Here is a 20,770-nt window from a genome sequence, read left to right as displayed (position 1 = left end):
TCGCCTTGCTGATCGCGGCGGTGGCGGCCGTGGTCCTTATTCTGGTGTATCTCTTCTTGGTTGTGTGGGCGTAACAGAGCCGGGCATCCGGGTCCGTATAAGATCACATGCTCCGTAAGTAGAAGCGCGAAGGGAGGCGGTTAAAAATGGATTGTAAGACCCTCATAGGTTTTGAAGCTGTGAGCTTAGAGTATTCGGTAGCCGGAAAACCGAATAAGGTTATTTTTGATGATCTTACTTTCTCGGTGGAGCCCGGGAGCATTACAGCGGTAGTTGGTCGTTCGGGCTCGGGGAAAAGCACCGTCCTCGATGTGGCATATGGAAAGCTGCCTCCCAGTTCGGGAAGAGTCTCCTGGTGCGATAGGGATCTCAGCTCTTTGCGTGAAAGCGAAGCGCAACATATCCGGCGCGCAAATATTGGGTACGTGGACCAGAAAGCGCTTTTACTAGGCGACCTCACTGTCCTCAAGAACGTTATGTGCGGGGGCGTTGATAAGACCACTGCACACTCTTGGCTGGAAAAGCTTGGCGTTGCAGATATTTCGGATAGTCGGGGAGCGAAGATTTCGGGTGGTGAAGCTCAGCGGGTAGCGCTGGCACGGGCGCTTGCAAAGCAACCTGATCTACTGATCTTGGATGAACCCACCTCGTCGCTCGACCTTGGAAACGCGCACGTGGTTGCCGAGATTTTACAGTTGGAGGCACGGCGGGGAGCCGGTATTCTTGTCGCCACTCACGATGACGTGATTGGGGCCATTGCCAACATGAAAGTGACCCTGTAAATGTTCCGGCCCAGTTGGAAGCGCAGTTCTGTTTACGTGCTCATAGCGCTGTTTTGCTTCGCGTGGGTCTTTGCCTCGCACATGGCATACTCCCTTGCCGGTGCCAAAATGGATGACGAATGGCGCGGACGTTACGACATTCTGGTCACCGATAACAAGGCAGGCGAAGCCCTCTATTCCTCACGTGATAAAGCAGGAATGACGCTGCTGGAACAAAACTATGCAGCGCAGACCTTGCCGGAGCTGGAATCGCGAATACTAGAAGAAGTGAGAAAAATTGACGCTGTGTCAGTGGCGGCACCGGTCGGTTTCCTCGGCAGTTACAAAGGATTTTGGGTACTTCCGCAAATTGCCTCAGATGGAATAGATTTCCAAAAGTCGCCTGTGAAGAGTTATCGCGTCACATGGCAAGTGCTTGAGGCAGAAACTAAGGTTCTGGATAAAGGGACCGCGCAATATGACCTCGACGCCACAGGAATAATTGCTCGGCCCACACCCACCGGCGGTGAACCCACCGGAATCCAGTCACATATAGGCATGCGGCCAGAGCTCTACCGGTATCACTATCCAAGTGTCACCATCCCGGATGAAAACTCACTTCTTCTCACGGCTTTCGCGCTGCCAGATGTGGCAACCAGCGTCGCAGTAGTAGATCCCGTATCGGAACGTGAACTTTTAGGGTCGGCAGGAGAATGGCTCAATCCTCTCATTGAATTCGACAAGGTAGTTGAACGTAAATTGGGCCTTGGGGATCCTCTTAGTGCAGATGATCTCGCGGCTCTTCCGAACGGTGTTGTCGTTACTCAGCAAGACCTTGCTCTGGCACAGGACGCAAGATCGGGAGAAGGAAGCGAGGCGATTGCGCCGCTCGCTGCAATGCCAGGAATGGCAGAACGTGGTCGCCCGGTGCCATGGCGGGCATATGGGATGAATTCTCAGATATTTGGATACGTTGCCAACCAGGATTTCTCACCGAATATCTCTATTTCTGTTGCCATAGAGAGCGTCGACGAGCATGGAAAAACGGTGGATGCAGTCGAGCAACGCATTGATCTGGCGCATGACAATGGCCCCTTTGGCTCGCGTGCGTTTTTGCTGCCTCTTCCAGAACAAGGAGGGGAAACCTACGGGAGAATAACTGAGACCTATACCAATGGCGCTTACGTTACTGCCGATAATGTTTTCGCTCCGAAACTTACTCCGGTTCCCGCGGGTGAAACGGTGGTGGAAGATGAAGCTCCGCCGCGCGTTCAGGCTGACGAGGAATATCGGGCTAGCTTTGTGGCGAATCCCGTAGGCATTGCTCCCCTCTATATTTCTTATAACGAGTCTGACTCTCTAGCCACGCAAGTAACTCCGCAGGAGCGTGGCGCAGAGATTACGTATCGTGCGACCGCTCCCTTAGATAACTCTCTTGGCTCGGTTGTTCGTGACGGTGGCGCACCCTTTGAAGTTGGCGAGTTTACTCCGCAGCAAATAAAAACGGATGACGTACCTGGCACGGATCCCCTCGGGGCGCTCGGACTTTATTCTTCAAATCGCCTGATGCAGGGAAGCGAACGGATTGACCACCTCCGCTCAGGACTCGGTGTTGCGCTGAATCCACCATCGGCAGTGGTTTCTTACGGAAGCGCTGAGCCTCTTTCGGAGGAACTCCCGATCAACGCTATTAGAGTACGAGTCGCGAATCTTGAGGGCCTAACTCGGGAGGATGCGCTAGTAGCTATCGGGAAAGTGGCTGATCGTATCCGGTCCTTAGGTGTAGATGCCAGGGTAGTGGCAGGCTCATCACTCGGAACTGCGAAGATTTGGATACCGCAAACTGCGGGCCAAACCGATAGCGAGACCGGTCGTCAAGAAGTGGAAGCGCTTGGCTGGGTCGATCATCGCTATGTTGTGCTAGGCGCGGCGGATTTCATGGCGAGCCTCCTCACCACTCTGGTGCACTCAATTGCGCAGGCTGGCGGTATCCTCATCATCGGCGTGATTGCGGTGGTGGGAGCGGTGGAATTTGCCGCGAGACGAACAAGATTCAATGTTCTCAAAAATCAAGGATGGTCCTCATCCTCATGTCTTGCAACCGTTCTTCGGGAAGAAGCTTGGGGGCTGATTCTTCTCGCATGTGCCCTTGTAACGACGGCATTGTTTTCAGTGGCGGAACAACCTCGATTACTAGCAGGCATTCCGCTTGTTTGCGGGGCTGTTATCTATGCGCTCCTTCTTATCCTTCCGCTTCGTTACGCCAGTCGAAGGAGCGGCTCGAATCTTCCGCGAATCTCTCTTCTAGGCTGGTTAACCGTTGCTGAGGGACTGTTTATCGGAGTGTTCTGCGCGCTACTTGGTGAAGTAGTAACAATGATCGTGTGGTTCCGGAAAGGCGCCCGCGGACTAGATATTGGTGAAGCCCTTGTTGAAGTATTACTACCTGTGCTTGTAGTCCTGGCGGCAGCGGCGGGCCTGGCAGTGAGCGTATTGCTTCTCCTGGCGCGCAGGAAACAAACCGCTGTGCGGGACCTCAAAGATTTTATGTACTGGAACTTGGGCTGGAGTACAAGGAAGATCCGTACCGCGCAGGTAGGTGTCTCATTCATCGTCGCTATGTGCTGTGCCTTAGTTGGTTGGATCGTCTCCGTGACATTGATCGGAGCCGGAATGGACCGCGGCCTGTATTGGGTTGTTTTTTCTTCAGCGGCTGTCGTCCTGGTTCTCATCAACGGTCTCGGTGTGAACCCATCTACTCTCCCGCGCCGTTTTCGCGCGAGTCTACGTTTGCAGCGTTGAGAGGCGGGAAGGGACTTTCGTAACTTTGGGAATCGCGCCTCCCTCCGGGCCGTGCTTCGAGAGCGCTAGTCATCCGGGTACACTGCATCTGTGGTCGCCAATCATATTGCTCAACAGGATTCGCCCGGTAACAGCTCGCCCGGGAACACGCAGCCCGGCAGCACACCGCTCGGTAGTGAACCGGCCGGTGATACCCCGGCTGGAACTGCCCTCCTCACCCCGGTGGACGTGCGCGCGCTGTGCACGGCCCTGAATATCCGCCCCACCAAAACCCTGGGGCAAAACTTCGTGCATGACGGCGGCACCGTGCGCAAAATCGTGCGGGAAGCCGGGGTGGGCCCGGGGGATAAGGTCCTCGAAATCGGCCCGGGCCTGGGCTCCCTCACCCTGGCGCTCCTGGAAAGCGGTGCCTACGTATCCGCGGTGGAGATCGACGCCGCCCTGGCTGCCGCGCTCCCTGATACCGTGGCACGCCGCCACAGCACTCCGGAGAATTTCGCGCTGCTGCACGCGGATGCCCTGAGTATCACCGGGCCCGAACAGCTCGCTTGCCCGCCCGCGCTCCGTACCGGCCACACCGAGGTCGCGGCCACCTCCACCGTAACTGCGAGCACCGGCGATCTCGGCAGCACGCAGAGCTTCGCGCCCACCGCCCTGGTGGCCAACCTTCCCTATAACGTGGCGGTGCCGGTGCTCCTCACCCTCATGGAAGCCCTGCCCAGCCTGGAAACCATCACCGTGATGGTGCAGCTCGAAGTCGCCGACCGCCTGGCCGCCGCCCCCGGTTCGCGCACCTACGGCGTGCCCTCCGTGAAAGCCGCCTGGTACGGCAGTGCCACCCGCGGCGCGAAAATCTCCCGCCACGTTTTCTACCCGGAGCCGAATGTGGATTCCGCCCTCGTCCACCTGCGCTTGCGGCCCGCGCCCGGTACCGATGACCTGCGCGAACGCGTTTTCGCGGTGGTCGACGCCGCTTTCGCTCAGCGGCGTAAAACTCTGCGCAGTGCCCTGGGTTCCTGGGCCGGCAGCCCGGTCGCCGCCGAAACGATCCTCCAGCGGGCCGGGGTATCACCCCAGGCCCGCGGGGAAACCCTCACCATTGACGATTATGTGCGGATCGCGCAGGCCCGCGAACTCCCCAACTAAAACCCATTCCAAGGACCACCAGCTATGGCACATTTACTTTCGGTACATGACGTGGGCGTCAGTCTGGGAAGCCGCGATATTCTCAGCAACGTTTCCCTGAGTCTAGAGGACGGTAGCCGCATAGGCGTCGTCGGCCCGAACGGGGGAGGGAAAACCACGCTGCTGCGCCTCATCACCGGGGCGCTCGCGCCCACCAGCGGTGAGGTGATTCCCACCAATACCGCAAAATTTGCCACGCTCACCCAGGCCGATGAGCTGCCCGATACCACGGTGCTCGAGGCGATTCACGCCGGAACCGCTCGCCACGAATGGGCCAGCGACGCACGGGTGCGGGACCTGCATGCCGGGCTGCTGCCCGATATTCCCCTTGAGGCGCGGGTGCGTGAGCTATCCGGCGGGCAGCGCCGGCGGGTGGCCCTGGCCCATACCCTCACGCGGGACGCGAATATTATTATTCTCGACGAGCCGACCAACCATTTAGACGTGGAGGGTATTACTTTCCTGGCGCATTATATTAAGGAGCGTTTCGGCGGGCCGCGCCCGCGCGGGGCGCTGGTGGCCGTCACCCACGACCGCTGGTTCCTGGATGCGGTGGCAACTCGCCTGTGGGAAGTGGTGCCCGGGGTGGAGGGCCCGCGCGGGCAGATTCCCGGCCGGGTGGAAACCTACGAGGGCGGGTATTCGGATTATATTTTCCAGCGCGCCGAGCGGGAACGCCAGGCCGCGCTCGCCGAAGAAAAACGCAATAACTTATTGCGGAAGGAGCTGGCGTGGCTGCGGCGCGGTGCCCCGGCCCGCACCTCCAAGCCGCGTTTCCGTATCGAAGCGGCAGAAAATCTTATTGCGGATGTCCCGGCCCCGCGCGATACCGTGGAAATGACGCGCATGGCCGCCGCTCGCTTAGGTAAAGAAGTAGTCAATCTTGAGGACGTCAGCCTGCGCTACGGCGGCGGCCCGGAAATTTTACGCGGGGTGACCTGGCGGATTGCCCCGGGCGAACGCGTGGGGATCCTGGGCGCGAACGGCGCCGGGAAATCCTCGCTGCTCGCGCTCATCGCCGGGCGGCTCCAGCCCACAACCGGGCACGTCAAACGCGGCGCCACCGTGAAACTCGCGGAGCTTTCCCAGCACACTCGCGAACTCGATGAGGTTGCGGATTTACGGGTGGTGGAGGCCGTGAACGACGTCGCAGCTCGCGTGCAGGTGGGGAAGAAAGAACTCACCGCGAGCCAGGTGACCGAGCGGATGGGATTCACCCGCGAACGTGCCTGGACGCGAGTCAGTGAACTTTCGGGCGGGGAGCGGCGCCGCTTGCAATTCATGCGCCTGCTCATGGCCGAACCTAATGTGCTGCTCCTGGACGAGCCGACGAATGACCTGGATACCGATACCCTCGCCGCGATGGAAGATGTGCTGGACGGGTGGCCCGGCACTCTCATTGTGGTCTCCCACGACCGCTACCTGCTCGAACGCATGACCGACCGCCAGATCGCGGTGCTCGATGGCCACGTACGGGATCTACCGGGCGGCGTGGATCAATATTTGCGGCTGCGTGAAGAGGAGCGGGACGAGCGCGAAGGCGCCAAGGGCGCGGCTGGAGCGCGCGGAGGTGCTGGAGCTCGTGCTGGGACTGGAGCTGGGGCTCGTGCTGGCACCGGCGGTGCAGGCGGCTCGGGCAACTCCGGGGCTGCGGCAGCCATGTCTGGCGCATCGGGTGAGCGGGCTGAGAAAAGTGCGAGTGCCCTCCAGCGCGAAGCCCGCAAAGAAGTGCAACGCATTGAGAAACGCATGAACCGGCTGCGCGAACAGATCACCAAGCTGGAGGAGCGCAGCACCGCCTGCGCGGTCAGCGGGGACTATGAGGAACTCGCGCGGATTGGCAAAGAGCTGAGTGAAGCAACTGGCCAGCTTGACGAGCTGGAAGAACAGTGGCTAGAGGCAGCTGAAGTAGCCGAGGGCTAAGGCCGGCGCACTCACCCAGCCAGAATGGCCATTCCGCCAGGCGGACACACACGCGGGGCCCGGGAGAAACCCGGGCCCCGCGTGCGTCGTCGTACTACATCAGAATTTAGGCGGCCTTACGGAAAATCTGCGTGAGCTTGACGCGCTCACCCATCCGCAAAATCGAGCGTTCGTAAATCTTGCCGGCCAGGACCGCCAGCAGGAAGACCCCGAGGGCGTTGATGCCGACCGCCGCCAGTTCTTCCACGAGCGGGACCTCGCCGATGGCCGCGCGCATGGGCATCATGAACGGGCCGAAGAAGGGCAGCACGGAGAGAATCTTCGTGACCGCGGCCTCGGGCAGCGCCGGAATGAGGTAGAGCGCGGTGTAGAACGGGATGAACTGGAGGAACATGACCGGGGTGTTGATGCCGGCCAGGTCTTCCTGGCGGGAGACCGTGGCCGCCAGCCCACCCACCAGCGCGGTGGCGGTGAAGTAGCCGAGCACCATCCATACGACCGTGCGCGCCACCATCCCGGCCAGCCCGAATTCCTGGAGGAAACTGAGGTCGGGAACCAGCCCGGAAATGGCCACGCCCGTAATAATCGCGCCGATATAACCGAAGAGGATCACCACCCAGCCGGCACCCAGGCCCAGTACTTTGCCGAGCAGGAGCGTGCGCGGGCGGACCGTGGTCAAAATAATTTCCACCACGCGGGAGGATTTTTCTTCGACGACGCCGGCGCCTACCGCGCCGATGCCGCCCATCACCATGAAGAAAATCAGCATGGCACTCACCGAACCGATAAGGAAACCAATGGGATTCGCTTCGAAACCGGAGGGAGTGTAATTCACCGTCTGAACCCGGAGATTATTAATAGTATCCAGGTGGGCGAGGACCGTGGCATCCACCCCGGATTCCTCCAGCACATAGGTGCTGAGGACCTTCTTGAGAGCGGGCAGCTCCTTCGGATCCGGGGAAGTGGCCACGATCTGCGGATCGAGGGCCGTGCCGGAAATGCCGATCTCCGCTTCCGGTTCTTCGGTGGCCAGCTCGGCGGCGATATTGGAAGTGGGGAGCGCGGCGAAACCGGCACTCTCCAGGTAGGGCTGGAGCTGCGCGGCGCTGGCCTCCAGGTAAATACCCTGGGCTTGCGGGGCCGGGGCGGCGCCGTTAGCTTCATCGTCCCCGCCCAGGAAGACGCGGCCCGCGAAGCCGGCCACAATAGCGATCACCCACATAACCGCGAGGGAAATCATGGTGGCGCGGGAAGCGAAAACGTTCTTGAACTCGCGTGCGAAAACAATGCGTACCATTACTTAGCCTTCTTTCCGAACAGCGAGCCGAGCAGGCCGCGCTTTTTCTTGGGGGTGGCCGCATCATCTTCGTTTGCGGAGGGCACCTGAACAACATCGCGGAACAATTCCGTGAGGTGGGGGCGGCGCTGGGCGAATTCCACCACGGTGCCGGCCTGCTGAGCCGCCGCGAGAAGCGCGGCGGTGGGGTCTGCGGTGGGGGTGGGGTCTGCGCTTTGGGCGGGGTTGGCGGGCGCGGTCTCCACGAGCGCCCGCGCAATTCCCACGCTCAGCGGCGCTTCCGAGGTGCCGGCTAGTGGATCGGGGTGGACGGTGAATCCGGCTTGGCTGAGGGCCGTGCGCAGCGCGGTTTCCTCCGCGCGCACCGCCAGTGCGTAGGGCGGGTTACCGGAATTACGCAGCTCATCTACGGTGCCGCGGGCCACGATATTTCCACCCGCGAGGATTCCCACGCTATCGCAGAGGCGTTCGACCAGGTCAAGCTGGTGGGAGGAGAAAATAACCGGAACGCCCTCATCGGCCTTCTGGCGCAGCGTATCGCTCATGGTGCGCACCGCCACCGGGTCCAAACCGGAGAAAGGTTCGTCAAGGATGAGGAGTTCGGGATCGTGAATGAGAGCGGCGGCCAGCTGCACGCGCTGCTGGTTACCGAGGGAAAGCTTCTGGACGGCATCCTCCCGGCGCGAGCCCACCCCGAGGCGATCCGTCCAGCGTTCCATGGCGGCCTGCGCCGCATCCGGGCTCATCCCGTGCAGGCGCGCAAAATACATCAGCTGCTTATCGACCTGCATCTTCGGGTAGAGGCCGCGTTCTTCTGGCATATAGCCGATGCGCTGGCGTGCCGCGAAATCAATGGGCTGGTCATTCCAGGTCACCTGCCCGGAATCCTTACTCAGGAGGCCGAGCATAATGCGCATCGCAGTGGTTTTCCCGGCCCCGTTCGAGCCGACGAAACCGAAGATTTCACCGGGGCGAACCGCGAAGCTAAGATCCTGCAACACTTTGCGCGACCCGAAACTCTTGGAGATGTTCTCAACGGAGAGCATAAAGGGTACGTCCTTGCTATCGTGCGATTGATGAATATTCTAGGGTAGCGCGCCACCCGCCCAGACACGGGCAACCGCCGCGCGCAAGACCGGTGACGTCACCCAGAGCGCCATCGTTCTATTGCGTGTCGCCGTCTATCCTATGTCAGAGTCCCGGTGAAACCTAGAACTGAATTTCCGCACGCCCGAACGGTTAGCGCCTTTCCACGCGCCGGCTCAGTGCCCGCTTAGTGCCGGCTTAGCGCGTTTCCACGCACGCTCAGCTCCCGCTCAGTGCCCGCCGCGGGTGAGGAGACGCGGCTGCGATTCCAGCCCGCGCAAACCGTTCCACATAAAATTGACCACGTGCTCGGCCACCGTTTCTTTATCTGGTTGGCGCACATCCACCCACCACTGGCCCACCTGGCCGAGCGCCCCGGCTAGCGTCTGCCCGTAAATGCGGGCGTATTGCGGAGAAATACCATTGCGGCCGAGCATGGGAGCCAGCAAATCCGAGGCGTAATCAGCCACATCAGCGATGACGGTGGAGAAAGAATCGCCGCCCAGTGTGGCCGGCGAACGCTGCACGAGAAGGCGAAAACCGTCGTCGTTATGCTCAATATAATCCAGCACGGCGACGACGATGGACTCGAGCACCTCGCGCTCGGGCAGGCCAATGTTCATGCGCGCGGAAAGTAATTCCGTGAGCGTGACGAGCTCGCGATCCACTACCACGTTGTAAATGCCTTCTTTGGAGCCGAAATGTTCGTACACGACCGGCTTGGAGACCTGGGCGGCCGCGGCGATTTCTTCGATGGAGACCCCGTCGAAACCCTGGGCCGCGAAAAGTTCGCGGGCCACGCCCACCAATTGTTTACGCCGGTCCGCTCGCGACATGCGCACCCGCTTCTTTTCCGGGGCGGGGGCAGGTGCGGGGGGCTGTGTCGTGGTCGGAGTGGAGGCATCCGCGGTGGTGGCAGCGGTGTTCTGTTCGATGTTCTGATCGGTGTGAGCGAGCGTATTATCGGCGGCGCGGGCGGCATCAATGCCGTTCGTGCCCTCAGGCGAGGTCTGTTTCATACTTAGTATTATGCCAGGAGCGCTTCGGTCGGTTAGACTATATCGGTGCCGGCCTGCGCGTCGGCAGTTTTCCGCCATGGTGTAACGGCAACACAGCGGTCTTTGGAACCGTTATTCTAGGTTCGAATCCTAGTGGCGGAACGTTTTCGGGCGCAGCGTCAGCGCCCGTGGCGAAATATAGGGCGCATTGCCGCCAGAAAAGGGAAGGCATGGATCTCTCCGCTGTCGTCATCCTGGCTGCTGGCCAGGGAACTCGCATGAAATCAGCCACCCCGAAACTTTTGCATGAGGTGTGCGGCCGCACGCTGCTCGGGCACGCCATCACCGCCGCGCGCAGCCTCAATCCCCGCCATATTGTTGTGGTGGTGCGCCACGAACGGGATCGAGTGGCTGCCCACGCGCTTGAGCTGGACGATTCGGTCATGATCGCCGACCAAGATGACATCAAGGGCACCGGCCGCGCGGTGTGGTGCGGGATGGAAGCCCTGGGTGCGGGGGTGAGTGGCCCGGTTCTTGTGATGGCCGGGGACACCCCGCTTTTGGGTAGGGAGATTCTCGGGGAGCTCGCGCGCGCCCACGGGAACAGTGTTCACGGCAGCAGTCCGTGCGGGAACACTGTTTACATGAACGACGACGCCGCTACCGCTCCGGCTGCCCCCGCCAACCCCGCTGTCACCGTGCTGAGTGCCCGGGTGCCTGATCCGGCTGGCTACGGGCGAATTGTGCGTGATAGCCAGGGTACCATCTGCGCCGTCGTAGAAGATAAAGACGCAAGTGCGCAGCAGCGTGCCATCAACGAAATCAATACCTCCACCTATATTTTCGATGCCGCGTTTTTGCGCGAGGCGCTGGCGACCCTGGGCACCGATAACGCACAGGGGGAAATGTACCTGACCGATGTGGTGGCGCGGGCGTACCAGCTCGGCGCCGGGGTCGGTTCCTATGTAAGCAGTGATTACCTGGCTGTGGAGGGTGCGAATGACCTGGTCCAGCTGGCGGCGCTGCGCCGCGAAATGAATCGGCGCATCGGGGAGAAGTGGATGCGCAGCGGGGTGAGCATTATTGATCCGGCCACGGCGTGGATTGATGTCCAGGTGGAGCTGGAGCCGGATTGCGTCGTCGAACCTAATACAATTTTGCGCGGAACCACGCGGGTAGCGCGGTTCGGGCACGTGGGACCCGGGGAACTGAGCAATGTCATCGTGGAGGAAGGCGCGCGGGCGCGGCATGTGCACCTGCGCGATTGCCTCATTCCGGCCGGTAAATGCGCCCGGCACGCGATTGCGCTCGGGGAAGCCGCCCAGCACCGCTGCGGCGGGTAAACACTGTTCCGGCGGTAAGCACCGTTTACCGGGTAGCGGGTAGCGCCGCGATCACATAAGCTGACAACGTCGAAAAACCCAAGCAGGCGAAACACATCGGGGGAGCACAATGAGCACGGGAATGCGGGTATCGAACGATAAGCGGCTGGTCCTAGCCACGGGCCGCGCCTATCCGGAGTTGGCGGAGGAGGTTGCGCGCTGCCTGCATATCAGCATGCTGCCCACCACCATCTACGATTTCGCAAATTCAGAAATTTACATCCGCTATGAGGAGTCGATCCGCGGGGCGGATGTTTTTATTATGCAGGCTTTCAGCAGCCCCATTAATAAATGGCTGATGGAGACGCTCCTCATGGTGGATGCCGCCAAGCGCGCCTCCGCCAAGCGCATCACCGTGGTGGCGCCGTACTACCCCTACGCCCGCCAGGACAAGAAGCACAAGGGCCGCGAACCGATTTCGGCGCGGCTGGTGGCCGATCTGCTCAAGACGGCCGGCGCGAACCGCATTATGAGCGTGGATCTGCACGCCGCGCAGAGCCAGGGTTTCTTCGACGGGCCGGTGGACCACCTGTGGGCGATGCCTACGCTGGTGGAATACGTCCGCTCCATTATTACCGGCGACGACGCCGTGATGGTCTCACCCGATGCCGGCCGTATTAAGGTGGCCGAGCAGTGGTCCTCGCGCCTGGGCGGAATTCCGCTGGCTTTCGTGCACAAGACCCGCAATATTGAGAAGGCTAATACCGCGAAGGCTAACCGAGTGGTCGGTGATGTGGCCGGTAAGACCGCCATTATTGTTGATGACATGATCGATACCGCCGGCACGCTGGTCGGCGCGATTCGGGTAGTCAAGGATGCCGGTGCGAAGGACGTTATCGTGGCGGCTACCCACGCGCTGCTGTCTGGGGAAGCGGTCGAGCGGCTCTCCAATGCGCCGATTCGCGAACTCGTGGTGACTGACACCGTGCCGATTCCCGATGAGAAGCGTTTCAAGGGCTTGACGGTGCTTTCCATTGCCCCCACCCTGGCGCGCGCCATCGATGAAGTCTTCGAGGATGGCTCGGTGACCTCGCTATTTGACGGCGCGTACTAAAGGTGAGGTAGCCTCACGAGGAGGCGCTGGTGCGATGAGCGCACCGGCGCCTTTCTTGTTGTGGTGGTAGCCGGGTGCTTTTTGCGGTCGGGGAGCCGGTAATGGTCGCGGCTCGGGAGCCGGTAATGGTTTCGGCTCGGGAGCCGGTATTTTGCGCGGTCGGGGGCCGGTACTATTTGCGGCTGGGAAGGAGATAACGCACGTGGTGGTCACATCGAGCTGGGCGCTGTCCGTACTTGTCTTCGCTACCGGGTTGGTGGGCGGCATTGTGGGGTACCTGACCGGGGTGGCTTCGCTGGTCACCTACCCGGCTCTCCTGGCCCTCGGCTTCCCGCCGATTACCGCCAATGTGACGAATGCGATCAATAATTTCGGGAGCAGCCTGGGTTCGGTGCTGACCGGCTGGCGCTCCATGCGGGCGGTGCAGGCCTATCCATTGTGGCCGCAAATGTTTATCAGCGCGGTGGGAGGAGCTATCGGCGCGGTGCTGCTGCTGGCTTTCGACCCGAAAGTGTTCGAGTTTGTGGTGCCCTGGCTGGTTCTCATCGCCACCCTTTCGACGCTGGTCGGCCCCTACCTGGAACGCCGTGGCATCCACGCGAATGTCCCGGTTCCTACCTTCCTGGTGTTGGTGGGCGTGCTGGGGGTGTACGGAGGTTATTTCGGGGCGGCCTCGGCGGTTGTGTATCTTGGCATCGCCGCGATCCTCACCCCGATGACCACCCACGAGGCACTGCTGCTCAAATCCCCGGTGCTCGGCTGCGCCAATCTCACCGCGCTGCTGTTCTTCATCTGGTCCGGGGAAGTGGATTACGCGGCGGCGCTGACCATGATGCTCGGCGGGCTGCTGGGCGGGATGGTCGGCCCGCACCTCCAGCGCTTCCTCCCCGGTGGTGTGGTGCGCTGGCTGGTCGGCATCTTCGGGACAGCGCTCGCCGTTTGGTTGTTGCTGCGGGCGTTGGGGTAGGGCGGCGCGTTGATGCAGACGGCATCGAGCAAGCCTCGCGAGCATGCGTGCGGCTGCCCTTAGTTCCTCATCCGCCAGTTTCTCAGTTCCTCACTCGCCGCCGCTCAGTTCTTCACCCGCCACCCGCGCTGGCGGAATGCCTCGGCCAGGCGAGCGGTTGCGGGAACTTCGCGGCTCGAAATACGCGGAAGCGCGGGTCTGCCCGGGTTGAACATCATGCGGACGAGCCGCCGAGGGAGGTGGAGATCCGGGTGGAAAACCTGCAGTTCGATCCAGCCGTAGCTGGTGCGGAGCTCGCGCCGCTGGCGATCCTTGACCTGCTGGGAGGCGTCTCGGTGAGGTGCGCCGTCGTACTCCACAATGATGCGCTGCTCCTCGAAAAGCATATCCGGTTGGCCGAGCGGGCAGCCGTCCGGGGCGAGAAGCCGCTGGTTGAGGCGCGGTTCCGGGAATCCCGCCATGGCGATAAGGAGCCGCAGCAGGGTTTCCATCGGCGAATCCGCGCCCATCCTCGCCCAGGCCAGCGCCGAGCGGAAGTGCGCCACAAAATTCCAGCTTGGGTGTTCGGCCAGGAAAGCCTCCAGTCCCTCGCGGGTGGCGTAGGGCGCCGACCTCCCCTCGAAGCGCCGGCGAGGAATGCGCAGGAGCGCGTCAATTGCCGCGATGAGCTGGTAAAACGATAGGTCCGGCACGCTCGCCAGCACAGCGCGGGGGCGGGAGGCGATGCGCAGATCCCCGCCGGGCGTGCGGATCGTTTCGATGTCGCTGTCCAGCAGTTGCGTGCGATCCCAGCGGATGAGGGGGTGTGCATGTGGGTAGTTTTTTGAAGGGGATGAGAGGGCTACGGGTTTAGAGCTGTCCCATGTCACTAGACGAGGTGGCAGTGGCAATCCCCAAAGGCGCATTGCGGAGATCCCTGTTACCACGCTTGTAGGAAATTTATGAAGGAGAGCAATAAGCACGTCGACTTCCGTTATGTCACGTTTGGAATCCCGATAAATTCCGGGTGCTAGCCGCTCAAAACACCGATGTCGGGTGAAGGACCGAGGTAGCCCAAGCTTATCGAGCTGCGGGAGGCTAAAGATGGGAGGATGTGGTGGAAGATCTCGTAGTCGTTTGCTCATGGGGCGAGTATCGAGCCTCGCGGCCATTTGGGCAAGCCTCTATCCACAGGAACAAGCGGTTATCCACAAGTGAAAGTTGACTGGGAATCGCTGGAAGGTGCCGCTAGCGTGCCTCCGCAGGTGCGCCAAAACAAAATGTACGTGGGTGACAGTTTTTCGGCGTTTTAATGTCCAGGATGTACATTCTGTGGGCCTTAAGGTTCAAAATGCACGTTTTGCGTGTGGGGGAGGGGGTGGTACGACGACGGCGCCAGCTGGCTAGGCGGATTCTGGCGGAGTTGGTGGTGTGGCAGCGGGGGTGTTCCGGGTTCGGGCCGTGGAGTGCCTCGGAATGTGAGGCGTTGGTGGGGCAGGAAGGGCGCGGGTGTGTGAGGAGCGGCAAAAAACTTTGTTTTTTGCCGCCGTCGCCCTAAAATTGACGGCGTTGCTTCGGCGAGGGAGGGAGCTCGAAGCGCGGAATCACCCGGTCGTTGAATTGGGGAATCGCCCGGTCTACGGGATGGCGATTCTGGTAAGCCTGCGGGGCAGGGGAGCTGGGAATCGGGATTCGCGCTCGCGGACTCTTCCGTTATCGACGCGGCAGGCGCTCCTTCGGGTGGCCTGCTTTAACGAGGCCACCACCCGGCGCGGCGTGCGCGGCGCGGGTGTTCATATCGACAATATCGAGGTCAGCCCGCCATGTGGGTGACCGCTAATCTGACGAAGGAGAATCATGGCTATTGATGCTGCGAAGCTGACTGCCGAAACCCGTGATGAATTTGGCAAGGGCGCGGCCCGCCGCCTGCGCCGCGATGGGCGCGTTCCCGCCGTGCTTTACGGGCACGGAATCGAGCCGGTGCACGTGCACCTGGATGCTCACGATCTGTTCCTCGCGGTCAAGGGCAATCCGAATGCCCTGGTCAGCCTCACCATCGACGGTGAACTGACCCTCGCGCTGGTCAAGGACATTCAGCGTAACCCGCTCTCCCGCTCCATCGAGCATGTGGACTTCCTGCGCGTCAAGCGCGACGAAAAGGTCGAGGTTGAAATTCCGGTGGTCGTTGTGGGCGAACCGGCTCCCGGCCTTATCAACACCCTGGAACTCCTCAATATCCTGGTCTCCGCCCCGGCGATCGATATTCCGGAATCCATCGAGGTCAATGTGGAAGGTCTCGAAGATGGCGCCCGCGTGACCGTGGCCGACCTCAAGCTTCCCGAGGATGTGGAAGCCCTGGTCGATGGCGAAGAAATCGTGTCCCTGGTCATGGAGCCCCAGGTTGATAAGGCTCTGGAAGAAGCCGACGCCGCCATGGCCGAAGCTCAGGCAGAAGAAGCAGCCGAAGAAGCGGCAGCTTCCGAAGGTGCCGGCGAGTAATTCGGCGATGCACCTCACTCGCCACGAGTGACTCTTACGCGGCCGCGGACGCAATGTCCGCGGCCGCGTGCCGTGTCGGCGTCGTCGTAAAAAATATGAAGTACGCAGAGGCGGAACAATCCCGGGCAAGCGGGTACGGTTGAATATGCACAGGAGGAACGCATGTACGCTGTTGTTGGATTAGGCAATCCCGGTGCTACCTATGCCGGAACTCGCCACAATTGTGGGCATATGGTGGTGGCGGAGCTCGCCGCGCGTTGCGGGGGGCAGTTGCGCTCGCACGGCGCCACCCAGACGAACCAGCTTTCGGCGCGGGTCGGGGTGGCGCCCGGGCAGGCCGGTGAGCAGGTCATTCTTGCCACGTGCCAGTGCTATATGAATACGTCGGGCGGGCCGGTCAGCGCGCTGCTGCGCTATTACGACTGCCCGGTGGAGAATCTTATTGTGGTTCACGATGAGCTTGATCTCCCCTTCGGGACTCTGCGCCTCAAGCGCGGCGGGGGCGAAGGCGGGCATAACGGGCTCAAGTCGATTTCGCAGTCCACGGGCTCGAAGGATTATATTCGGCTGCGTTTCGGTATCGGCCGGCCGCCCGGGCGCCAGGACCCTTCCGATTTTGTGCTGCGGCCCTTTAGCTCGACGGAGCGCAAGGAGCTTGATGTGCTTATCGCGCAGGCCGCGGATGCCGTGGAGGATGTGCTGCGCAACGGGCTGGAAAGCGCCACGATGCGTTTGCATACGAAGCATTAACCTGCGGCGTGGAGCGGCGGCGCCGCGGCATACGGCGCGGATCCGCGCGAATACGGCACCGAACCGCCCGCGCTGCGCGCTAAATCGCCGGCACCGCGCCCGCGCGGCGCCGAGCGAGAACCGAAACCCCAGAAGGACGAGGAAGGAAACGAGCGTCCCGTGCAATTAGAATCCTTGCTGCCGCTCATCGGCGCCGATCCCGCCCTGAGTGGCGCCGCCGCCTCGACCGCCACCCGCCTGGATATTCCGATGCCGCGCGGGGTGGTGCCGCCGGCCCTGGCGTACCTCGCGCGCGCGAATGCCTCGGAAAGCGCGGCTCGGCAAACCGGCACGGCCGCCGCACCAGAAACCGCCGCACCGAAAAACCCCACCGCGGAAACCACCACCCCCGCGCCCCTCCACGTGGCCATCACCGCCTCGGGGCGGGAGGCTGAAATCCTTGAGGGCGCGATGCGCGCCTACCTTCCGGCCGAGCAGATCGCGGTGTTCCCCTCCTGGGAAACGCTCCCGCACGAGCGCCTGTCCCCGCGTTCGGATACGGTGGCTCGCCGCCTCCTCACTCTGCGCCGCCTGGCCCATCCGGAGGAATTCGAGCCGCTGCGCCTGCTCATTATGCCGGTGCGCGCGCTGCTTCAGCCCATTACCCGCGGTCTGGGCGATCTGGCGCCGGTGCGCATTCGCCTCAACGAGGACGCCCCCATGGAGGAGGTGGAAAATGCGCTGGTAAACGCTGCTTACACCCGGGTTGATATGGTGGAACGCCGCGGCCAATTCGCGGTGCGCGGCGGAATTCTGGACGTTTTCCCGCCCACGGAACGCCACCCGATCCGCGTGGAATTCTTCGGCGATACCGTGGACGAAATCCGCACCTTCTCCGTGGGCGACCAGCGTTCCATGGAGGAGCGCGAAGAACTCTACGCCCCGCCCTGCCGCGAAATTCTCCTCACTGAATCGGTGCGCACCCGCGCCCGCTCGCTCATCAGCGAGCTGCCCGGCGCCACCGATATGCTCGACAAAATCGCCGCCGGCATCGCCCCGGAGGGCATGGAATCCCTCACGCCGGTGCTCGTGGACGGCATGGACGCCGTCGTGGACGTGCTTCCCGCCACCGCCCGCCTTCTCATTATCGAGCCGGAGCGCGTGGACCAGCGCGCCGAATCGCTCATCGCCACCACGGAGGAATTCCTGGCGGCGGCCTGGAGCGCGGCAGCGGCCGGTGGTACGCCTCCGGTGCAGGCCAATGCGGCGAGTTTCGCGACTGTCGCGGCGACCCGGGCGGAAGCGCTGAAACGCGGCCAGGCCTGGTGGACGCTCGGCGGCTTTTCCGGCAACGTCACTTCCACCGGGGGCACCACCAAGAACGACGACGCCGGCGCCGCTGTCGCGGCGCGCGAACCGCGCAAATTCCTCGGGAAAGTTGATGAGGCTCTCGCCGCTATCGGGGAGCAGGCACGGCGCGGGGTGCGTCAGGTGCTCGTGGTGGACGGGCCGGGCTTGGCGCGCCGCTACGCCGAACAGCTCGGTGAGCTGGGCGTTCCCGCCAGCGCGGTAGCGGAGCTCCCCGCGCACTTCGAACCCGGGGTGGTTTACGTGGTGGCCGCCCCCATCGCCGAGGGTTTCGTTATGGAAGGTCAGCAGCTCGGGGTGTACGCGGGTGCGGATCTGACCGGGCGGGGCGGTTCCTCCACGCGGGATATGCGCACGCTGCCCAAGCGGCGCCGCAAGAATGCCGTTGATCCGCTCTCGCTAACTCCCGGGGATTTTGTGGTGCATGATCGCCACGGGGTGGGCCGTTTCGTGCGGATGGAAAAACGCGCGATTGGTGGTAAAGGCGGGCAGCGCGAATATATTGTTCTCGAGTATGCGCCGTCGCGGCGCGGCGGGCCGCCCGATCAGCTCTGGGTGCCCACCGATCAGCTTGACCAGGTCTCGAAGTATTCGGGCGGGGAATCCCCGAGCCTCAATAAAATGGGCGGGGCCGATTGGGAGAAAACCAAGTCGAAGGCCCGCGCTGCCACCCGCAAAATTGCTTCGGAGCTTATTCGCCTCTACGCGCAGCGCATGGCCACCCCGGGTATCGCATTTTCGCCGGATACGCCCTGGCAGCGCGAGCTGGAGGACGCTTTCGCCTACGTGGAAACCCCCGATCAGCTGCACACTATCGACGAAGTGAAAGCAGATATGGAAAAACCGGTCCCCATGGATCGCCTTATTTCCGGGGATGTGGGCTACGGCAAAACGGAGATCGCGGTGCGGGCGGCTTTCAAGGCGGTGCAGGATGGCCGCCAGGTGGCGGTTCTGGTGCCCACCACCCTGCTGGTGGAGCAGCATCGCGAGACTTTCGAGGAACGCTACGCCGGCTTCCCGGTGCGGGTGGCGGCGCTTTCGCGTTTCCAGAGCGCGCGCGAATCGGATGAGGTCATCGCGGGGCTGGCCGACGGCAGTATCGATGTGGTGATCGGTACCCACCGCCTACTCACGGGAAATGTGCGTTTCAAAGCCCTCGGCCTGGTGGTGATTGACGAGGAGCAGCGTTTCGGCGTCGAACATAAAGAGACCCTCAAGCAGATGTACCCGAATATCGATGTGCTCTCGATGTCGGCCACCCCGATTCCGCGCACGCTGGAAATGGCGGTCACGGGGGTGCGGGAAATGTCCACCCTGGCCACCCCGCCCGAGGAGCGCCACCCGATTCTCACCTATGTGGGCGCGCGGGAAAATCGCCAGATCAGCGCCGCGATTCGCCGCGAGTTGCTGCGCGACGGCCAGGTTTTTTACGTGCATAACCGGGTGGGGGATATGGGCCGGGTGGCCGCGCAGCTCGGCGAGCTGGTGCCCGAGGCGCGCATCGCCGTCGCCCACGGAAAAATGAGCGAACGCGATCTGGAAAATGTTATTCAGAATTTCTGGAACCACGAGATCGACGTCCTCATCTGCACCACCATCGTGGAAACGGGCCTCGATATTTCCAATGCGAATACGCTTATTGTGGATAATGCCGATAAGCTCGGGCTTTCCCAGCTCCACCAGCTGCGCGGGCGCGTGGGCCGCGGGCGCGAGCGCGCCTACGCGTATTTCCTGTACGACCCGGACCGCGCGCTCACGGAAACGTCCCTGGAACGCCTGCGCACCATCGCCGCGAATACCGACCTCGGGGCCGGCACGCAGGTCGCCATGAAAGACCTCGAAATCCGCGGGGCCGGCAATATGCTCGGCGGCGAACAATCCGGCCACATCGAGGGCGTCGGTTTCGATTTGTACGTGCGCATGGTCTCCGAAGCGGTCGCGAAAATGCGCGGGGAGATTCCGGGCGACGACGACGCCAGTAGCGATGTGCGCATCGAGCTGCCGGTGGAAGCCTACCTACCCGAGGATTACGTGCCTTCCGAACGGTTGCGGCTGGAAATTTACACCAAGTTGGCGGCATCGCGCGGGGAGGCCCAGCGCGAGGAAATTCGCGCGGAATTGCGCGACCGCTACGGGGAGATTCCCGAGGTGGCAGCGCGGCTCTTCCGGATCGCGCAGCTGCGTGACCTGGCGCGCAGTGCCGGGCTGGAGGAAATTACCCAGATGGGGCGCAATGTGCGTTTCACGCCGGTGGCGCTGCCCGATTCCCGGCAGGCGCGCCTCAAGCGCCTGTATCCGGGGGCGATGCTCAAGCCCGCGGTTCGAGTCCTCATGGTGCCTGTCCCGCCGGCGCCCGCCGCGGGAAGCGGCGGGGGCGCTGCCGGGGGAAGCACGCGCGCTGGAGCGGGCGGCCTTCGCCCCGGAACGCTCGGGGTGGCGCAGACCTCCGCGCGCCTCGGGAGCGGTGCGCCCATGGAAGGTGATGACCTGCTTGACTGGGTGTCCCATCTCATTACCGCGGTATTTATTTCCTCGGTGGGGTAGCGGCGGGGCCGCCGCGGGTTATTCCGGACGTGTGGCCGAGGTTCCGGGGTTGTACTATAGGGCCCGTTTCGGGATGCCCCAGCGGGCTTCGTCACGCGGTGTAGCCGGTGTTCCCGGCTCGCTGGCCTACCCGCATGCTTACCTTTGTGACGATTGTGATTTTGAAGTACCTTTATCAATCCTGTCGTGATTTGAT

14 protein-coding genes and 1 tRNA gene are annotated in these 20,770 nt (G+C 62.2%); 11 read left to right on the top strand and 4 right to left on the bottom strand.

The window, feature by feature from the left end; translation table 11 throughout:
- Positions 1-146: 146 nt before the first annotated feature.
- From CYJ17_RS09505 to CYJ17_RS09490, 4 genes are all read left to right on the top strand, one after another.
- Positions 147-782, top strand: coding sequence for an ABC transporter ATP-binding protein (locus CYJ17_RS09505; protein WP_087070434.1), 636 nt, complete (start codon positions 147-149; stop codon positions 780-782).
- A gap of 81 nt (positions 783-863) precedes the next feature.
- Positions 864-3,563 carry a hypothetical protein gene (locus CYJ17_RS09500; RefSeq protein WP_143231854.1) on the top strand — a complete coding sequence of 900 codons (2,700 nt, stop codon included), beginning with the start codon at positions 864-866 and terminating at the stop codon, positions 3,561-3,563.
- Between the two features lie 90 nt (positions 3,564-3,653).
- Positions 3,654-4,709 (top strand): ribosomal RNA small subunit methyltransferase A, encoded by a 1,056-nt coding sequence (locus CYJ17_RS09495; RefSeq protein ID WP_087070436.1) that lies wholly within the window; start codon positions 3,654-3,656, stop codon positions 4,707-4,709.
- A 24-nt stretch (positions 4,710-4,733) separates the two neighbouring features.
- Positions 4,734-6,671 carry an ABC-F family ATP-binding cassette domain-containing protein gene (locus tag CYJ17_RS09490; protein WP_087070437.1) on the top strand — a complete coding sequence of 646 codons (1,938 nt, stop codon included), beginning with the start codon at positions 4,734-4,736 and terminating at the stop codon, positions 6,669-6,671.
- 106 nt (positions 6,672-6,777) lie between these two features.
- On the opposite strand, the gene CYJ17_RS09485 is transcribed toward CYJ17_RS09490, so the two are convergent.
- The 3 genes from CYJ17_RS09485 to CYJ17_RS09475 all read right to left on the bottom strand — a co-directional run bounded on the left by CYJ17_RS09485 (position 6,778) and on the right by CYJ17_RS09475 (position 10,073).
- On the bottom strand, positions 6,778-7,968 hold the full coding sequence (locus CYJ17_RS09485) for an ABC transporter permease (protein WP_087070438.1): 1,191 nt from the start codon (positions 7,966-7,968) through the stop codon (positions 6,778-6,780).
- Positions 7,968-9,014 carry an ABC transporter ATP-binding protein gene (locus CYJ17_RS09480; RefSeq protein ID WP_087070439.1) on the bottom strand — a complete coding sequence of 349 codons (1,047 nt, stop codon included), beginning with the start codon at positions 9,012-9,014 and terminating at the stop codon, positions 7,968-7,970. The genes CYJ17_RS09485 and CYJ17_RS09480 overlap by 1 nt, the downstream gene beginning before the upstream one ends.
- 270 nt (positions 9,015-9,284) lie before the next feature.
- Positions 9,285-10,073 carry a TetR/AcrR family transcriptional regulator gene (locus tag CYJ17_RS09475; protein WP_087070440.1) on the bottom strand — a complete coding sequence of 263 codons (789 nt, stop codon included), beginning with the start codon at positions 10,071-10,073 and terminating at the stop codon, positions 9,285-9,287.
- A gap of 70 nt (positions 10,074-10,143) precedes the next feature.
- Between CYJ17_RS09475 and CYJ17_RS09470 the strand changes: the two genes are divergently transcribed.
- The 4 genes from CYJ17_RS09470 (at position 10,144) to CYJ17_RS09455 (ending at position 13,455) form a co-directional block, all read left to right on the top strand.
- Positions 10,144-10,214: transfer RNA gene (locus CYJ17_RS09470), tRNA-Gln, on the top strand.
- Between the two features lie 68 nt (positions 10,215-10,282).
- Positions 10,283-11,395, top strand: a complete 1,113-nt coding sequence (locus tag CYJ17_RS09465; RefSeq protein ID WP_087070441.1) for an NTP transferase domain-containing protein — start codon at positions 10,283-10,285, stop codon at positions 11,393-11,395.
- Between the two features lie 109 nt (positions 11,396-11,504).
- Entirely contained in the window at positions 11,505-12,488 is a 984-nt protein-coding gene (locus CYJ17_RS09460) for a ribose-phosphate diphosphokinase (protein ID WP_016443229.1), read from the top strand.
- A gap of 202 nt (positions 12,489-12,690) precedes the next feature.
- The gene (locus CYJ17_RS09455; RefSeq protein ID WP_087070442.1) at positions 12,691-13,455 is read left to right on the top strand and encodes a sulfite exporter TauE/SafE family protein; all 765 of its coding nucleotides are present in this window, start codon (positions 12,691-12,693) and stop codon (positions 13,453-13,455) included.
- Positions 13,456-13,559: 104 nt separating this feature from the next.
- On the opposite strand, the gene CYJ17_RS09450 is transcribed toward CYJ17_RS09455, so the two are convergent.
- Entirely contained in the window at positions 13,560-14,324 is a 765-nt protein-coding gene (locus CYJ17_RS09450) for a hypothetical protein (RefSeq protein ID WP_087070443.1), read from the bottom strand.
- 967 nt (positions 14,325-15,291) lie between these two features.
- On the opposite strand from CYJ17_RS09450, the gene CYJ17_RS09445 reads away from it, so the two are divergent.
- The 3 genes from CYJ17_RS09445 (at position 15,292) to mfd (ending at position 20,574) form a co-directional block, all read left to right on the top strand.
- Positions 15,292-15,933, top strand: coding sequence for a 50S ribosomal protein L25/general stress protein Ctc (locus CYJ17_RS09445; RefSeq protein ID WP_087070445.1), 642 nt, complete (start codon positions 15,292-15,294; stop codon positions 15,931-15,933).
- A 162-nt stretch (positions 15,934-16,095) separates the two neighbouring features.
- On the top strand, positions 16,096-16,683 hold the full coding sequence (pth, locus tag CYJ17_RS09440; RefSeq protein ID WP_087070446.1) for an aminoacyl-tRNA hydrolase: 588 nt from the start codon (positions 16,096-16,098) through the stop codon (positions 16,681-16,683).
- Between the two features lie 159 nt (positions 16,684-16,842).
- Positions 16,843-20,574, top strand: coding sequence for a transcription-repair coupling factor (gene mfd, locus CYJ17_RS09435; protein ID WP_101595450.1), 3,732 nt, complete (start codon positions 16,843-16,845; stop codon positions 20,572-20,574).
- The last annotated feature ends 196 nt before the right edge of the window (positions 20,575-20,770 follow it).

The organism is Actinotignum timonense (assembly GCF_002860685.3).
Classification (GTDB): Bacteria; Actinomycetota; Actinomycetes; order Actinomycetales; family Actinomycetaceae; genus Actinotignum; species Actinotignum timonense.
This window is presented reverse-complemented; position numbering and strand designations above follow the sequence as displayed.

What these genes read in the sequence shown, in the direction of transcription:
- CYJ17_RS09480 (WP_087070439.1), bottom strand. Translation starts at nt 9,014, where the DNA reads ATGCTCTCCGTTGAGAACATCTCCAAGAGTTTCGGGTCGCGCAAAGTG.
- CYJ17_RS09505 (WP_087070434.1), top strand. Translation starts at nt 147, where the DNA reads ATGGATTGTAAGACCCTCATAGGTTTTGAAGCTGTGAGCTTAGAGTAT.
- CYJ17_RS09475 (WP_087070440.1), bottom strand. Translation starts at nt 10,073, where the DNA reads ATGAAACAGACCTCGCCTGAGGGCACGAACGGCATTGATGCCGCCCGC.
- CYJ17_RS09445 (WP_087070445.1), top strand. Translation starts at nt 15,292, where the DNA reads ATGGCTATTGATGCTGCGAAGCTGACTGCCGAAACCCGTGATGAATTT.
- CYJ17_RS09490 (WP_087070437.1), top strand. Translation starts at nt 4,734, where the DNA reads ATGGCACATTTACTTTCGGTACATGACGTGGGCGTCAGTCTGGGAAGC.
- CYJ17_RS09465 (WP_087070441.1), top strand. Translation starts at nt 10,283, where the DNA reads ATGGATCTCTCCGCTGTCGTCATCCTGGCTGCTGGCCAGGGAACTCGC.
- CYJ17_RS09460 (WP_016443229.1), top strand. Translation starts at nt 11,505, where the DNA reads ATGAGCACGGGAATGCGGGTATCGAACGATAAGCGGCTGGTCCTAGCC.
- pth (WP_087070446.1), top strand. Translation starts at nt 16,096, where the DNA reads ATGTACGCTGTTGTTGGATTAGGCAATCCCGGTGCTACCTATGCCGGA.
- CYJ17_RS09500 (WP_143231854.1), top strand. Translation starts at nt 864, where the DNA reads ATGGCATACTCCCTTGCCGGTGCCAAAATGGATGACGAATGGCGCGGA.
- CYJ17_RS09485 (WP_087070438.1), bottom strand. Translation starts at nt 7,968, where the DNA reads ATGGTACGCATTGTTTTCGCACGCGAGTTCAAGAACGTTTTCGCTTCC.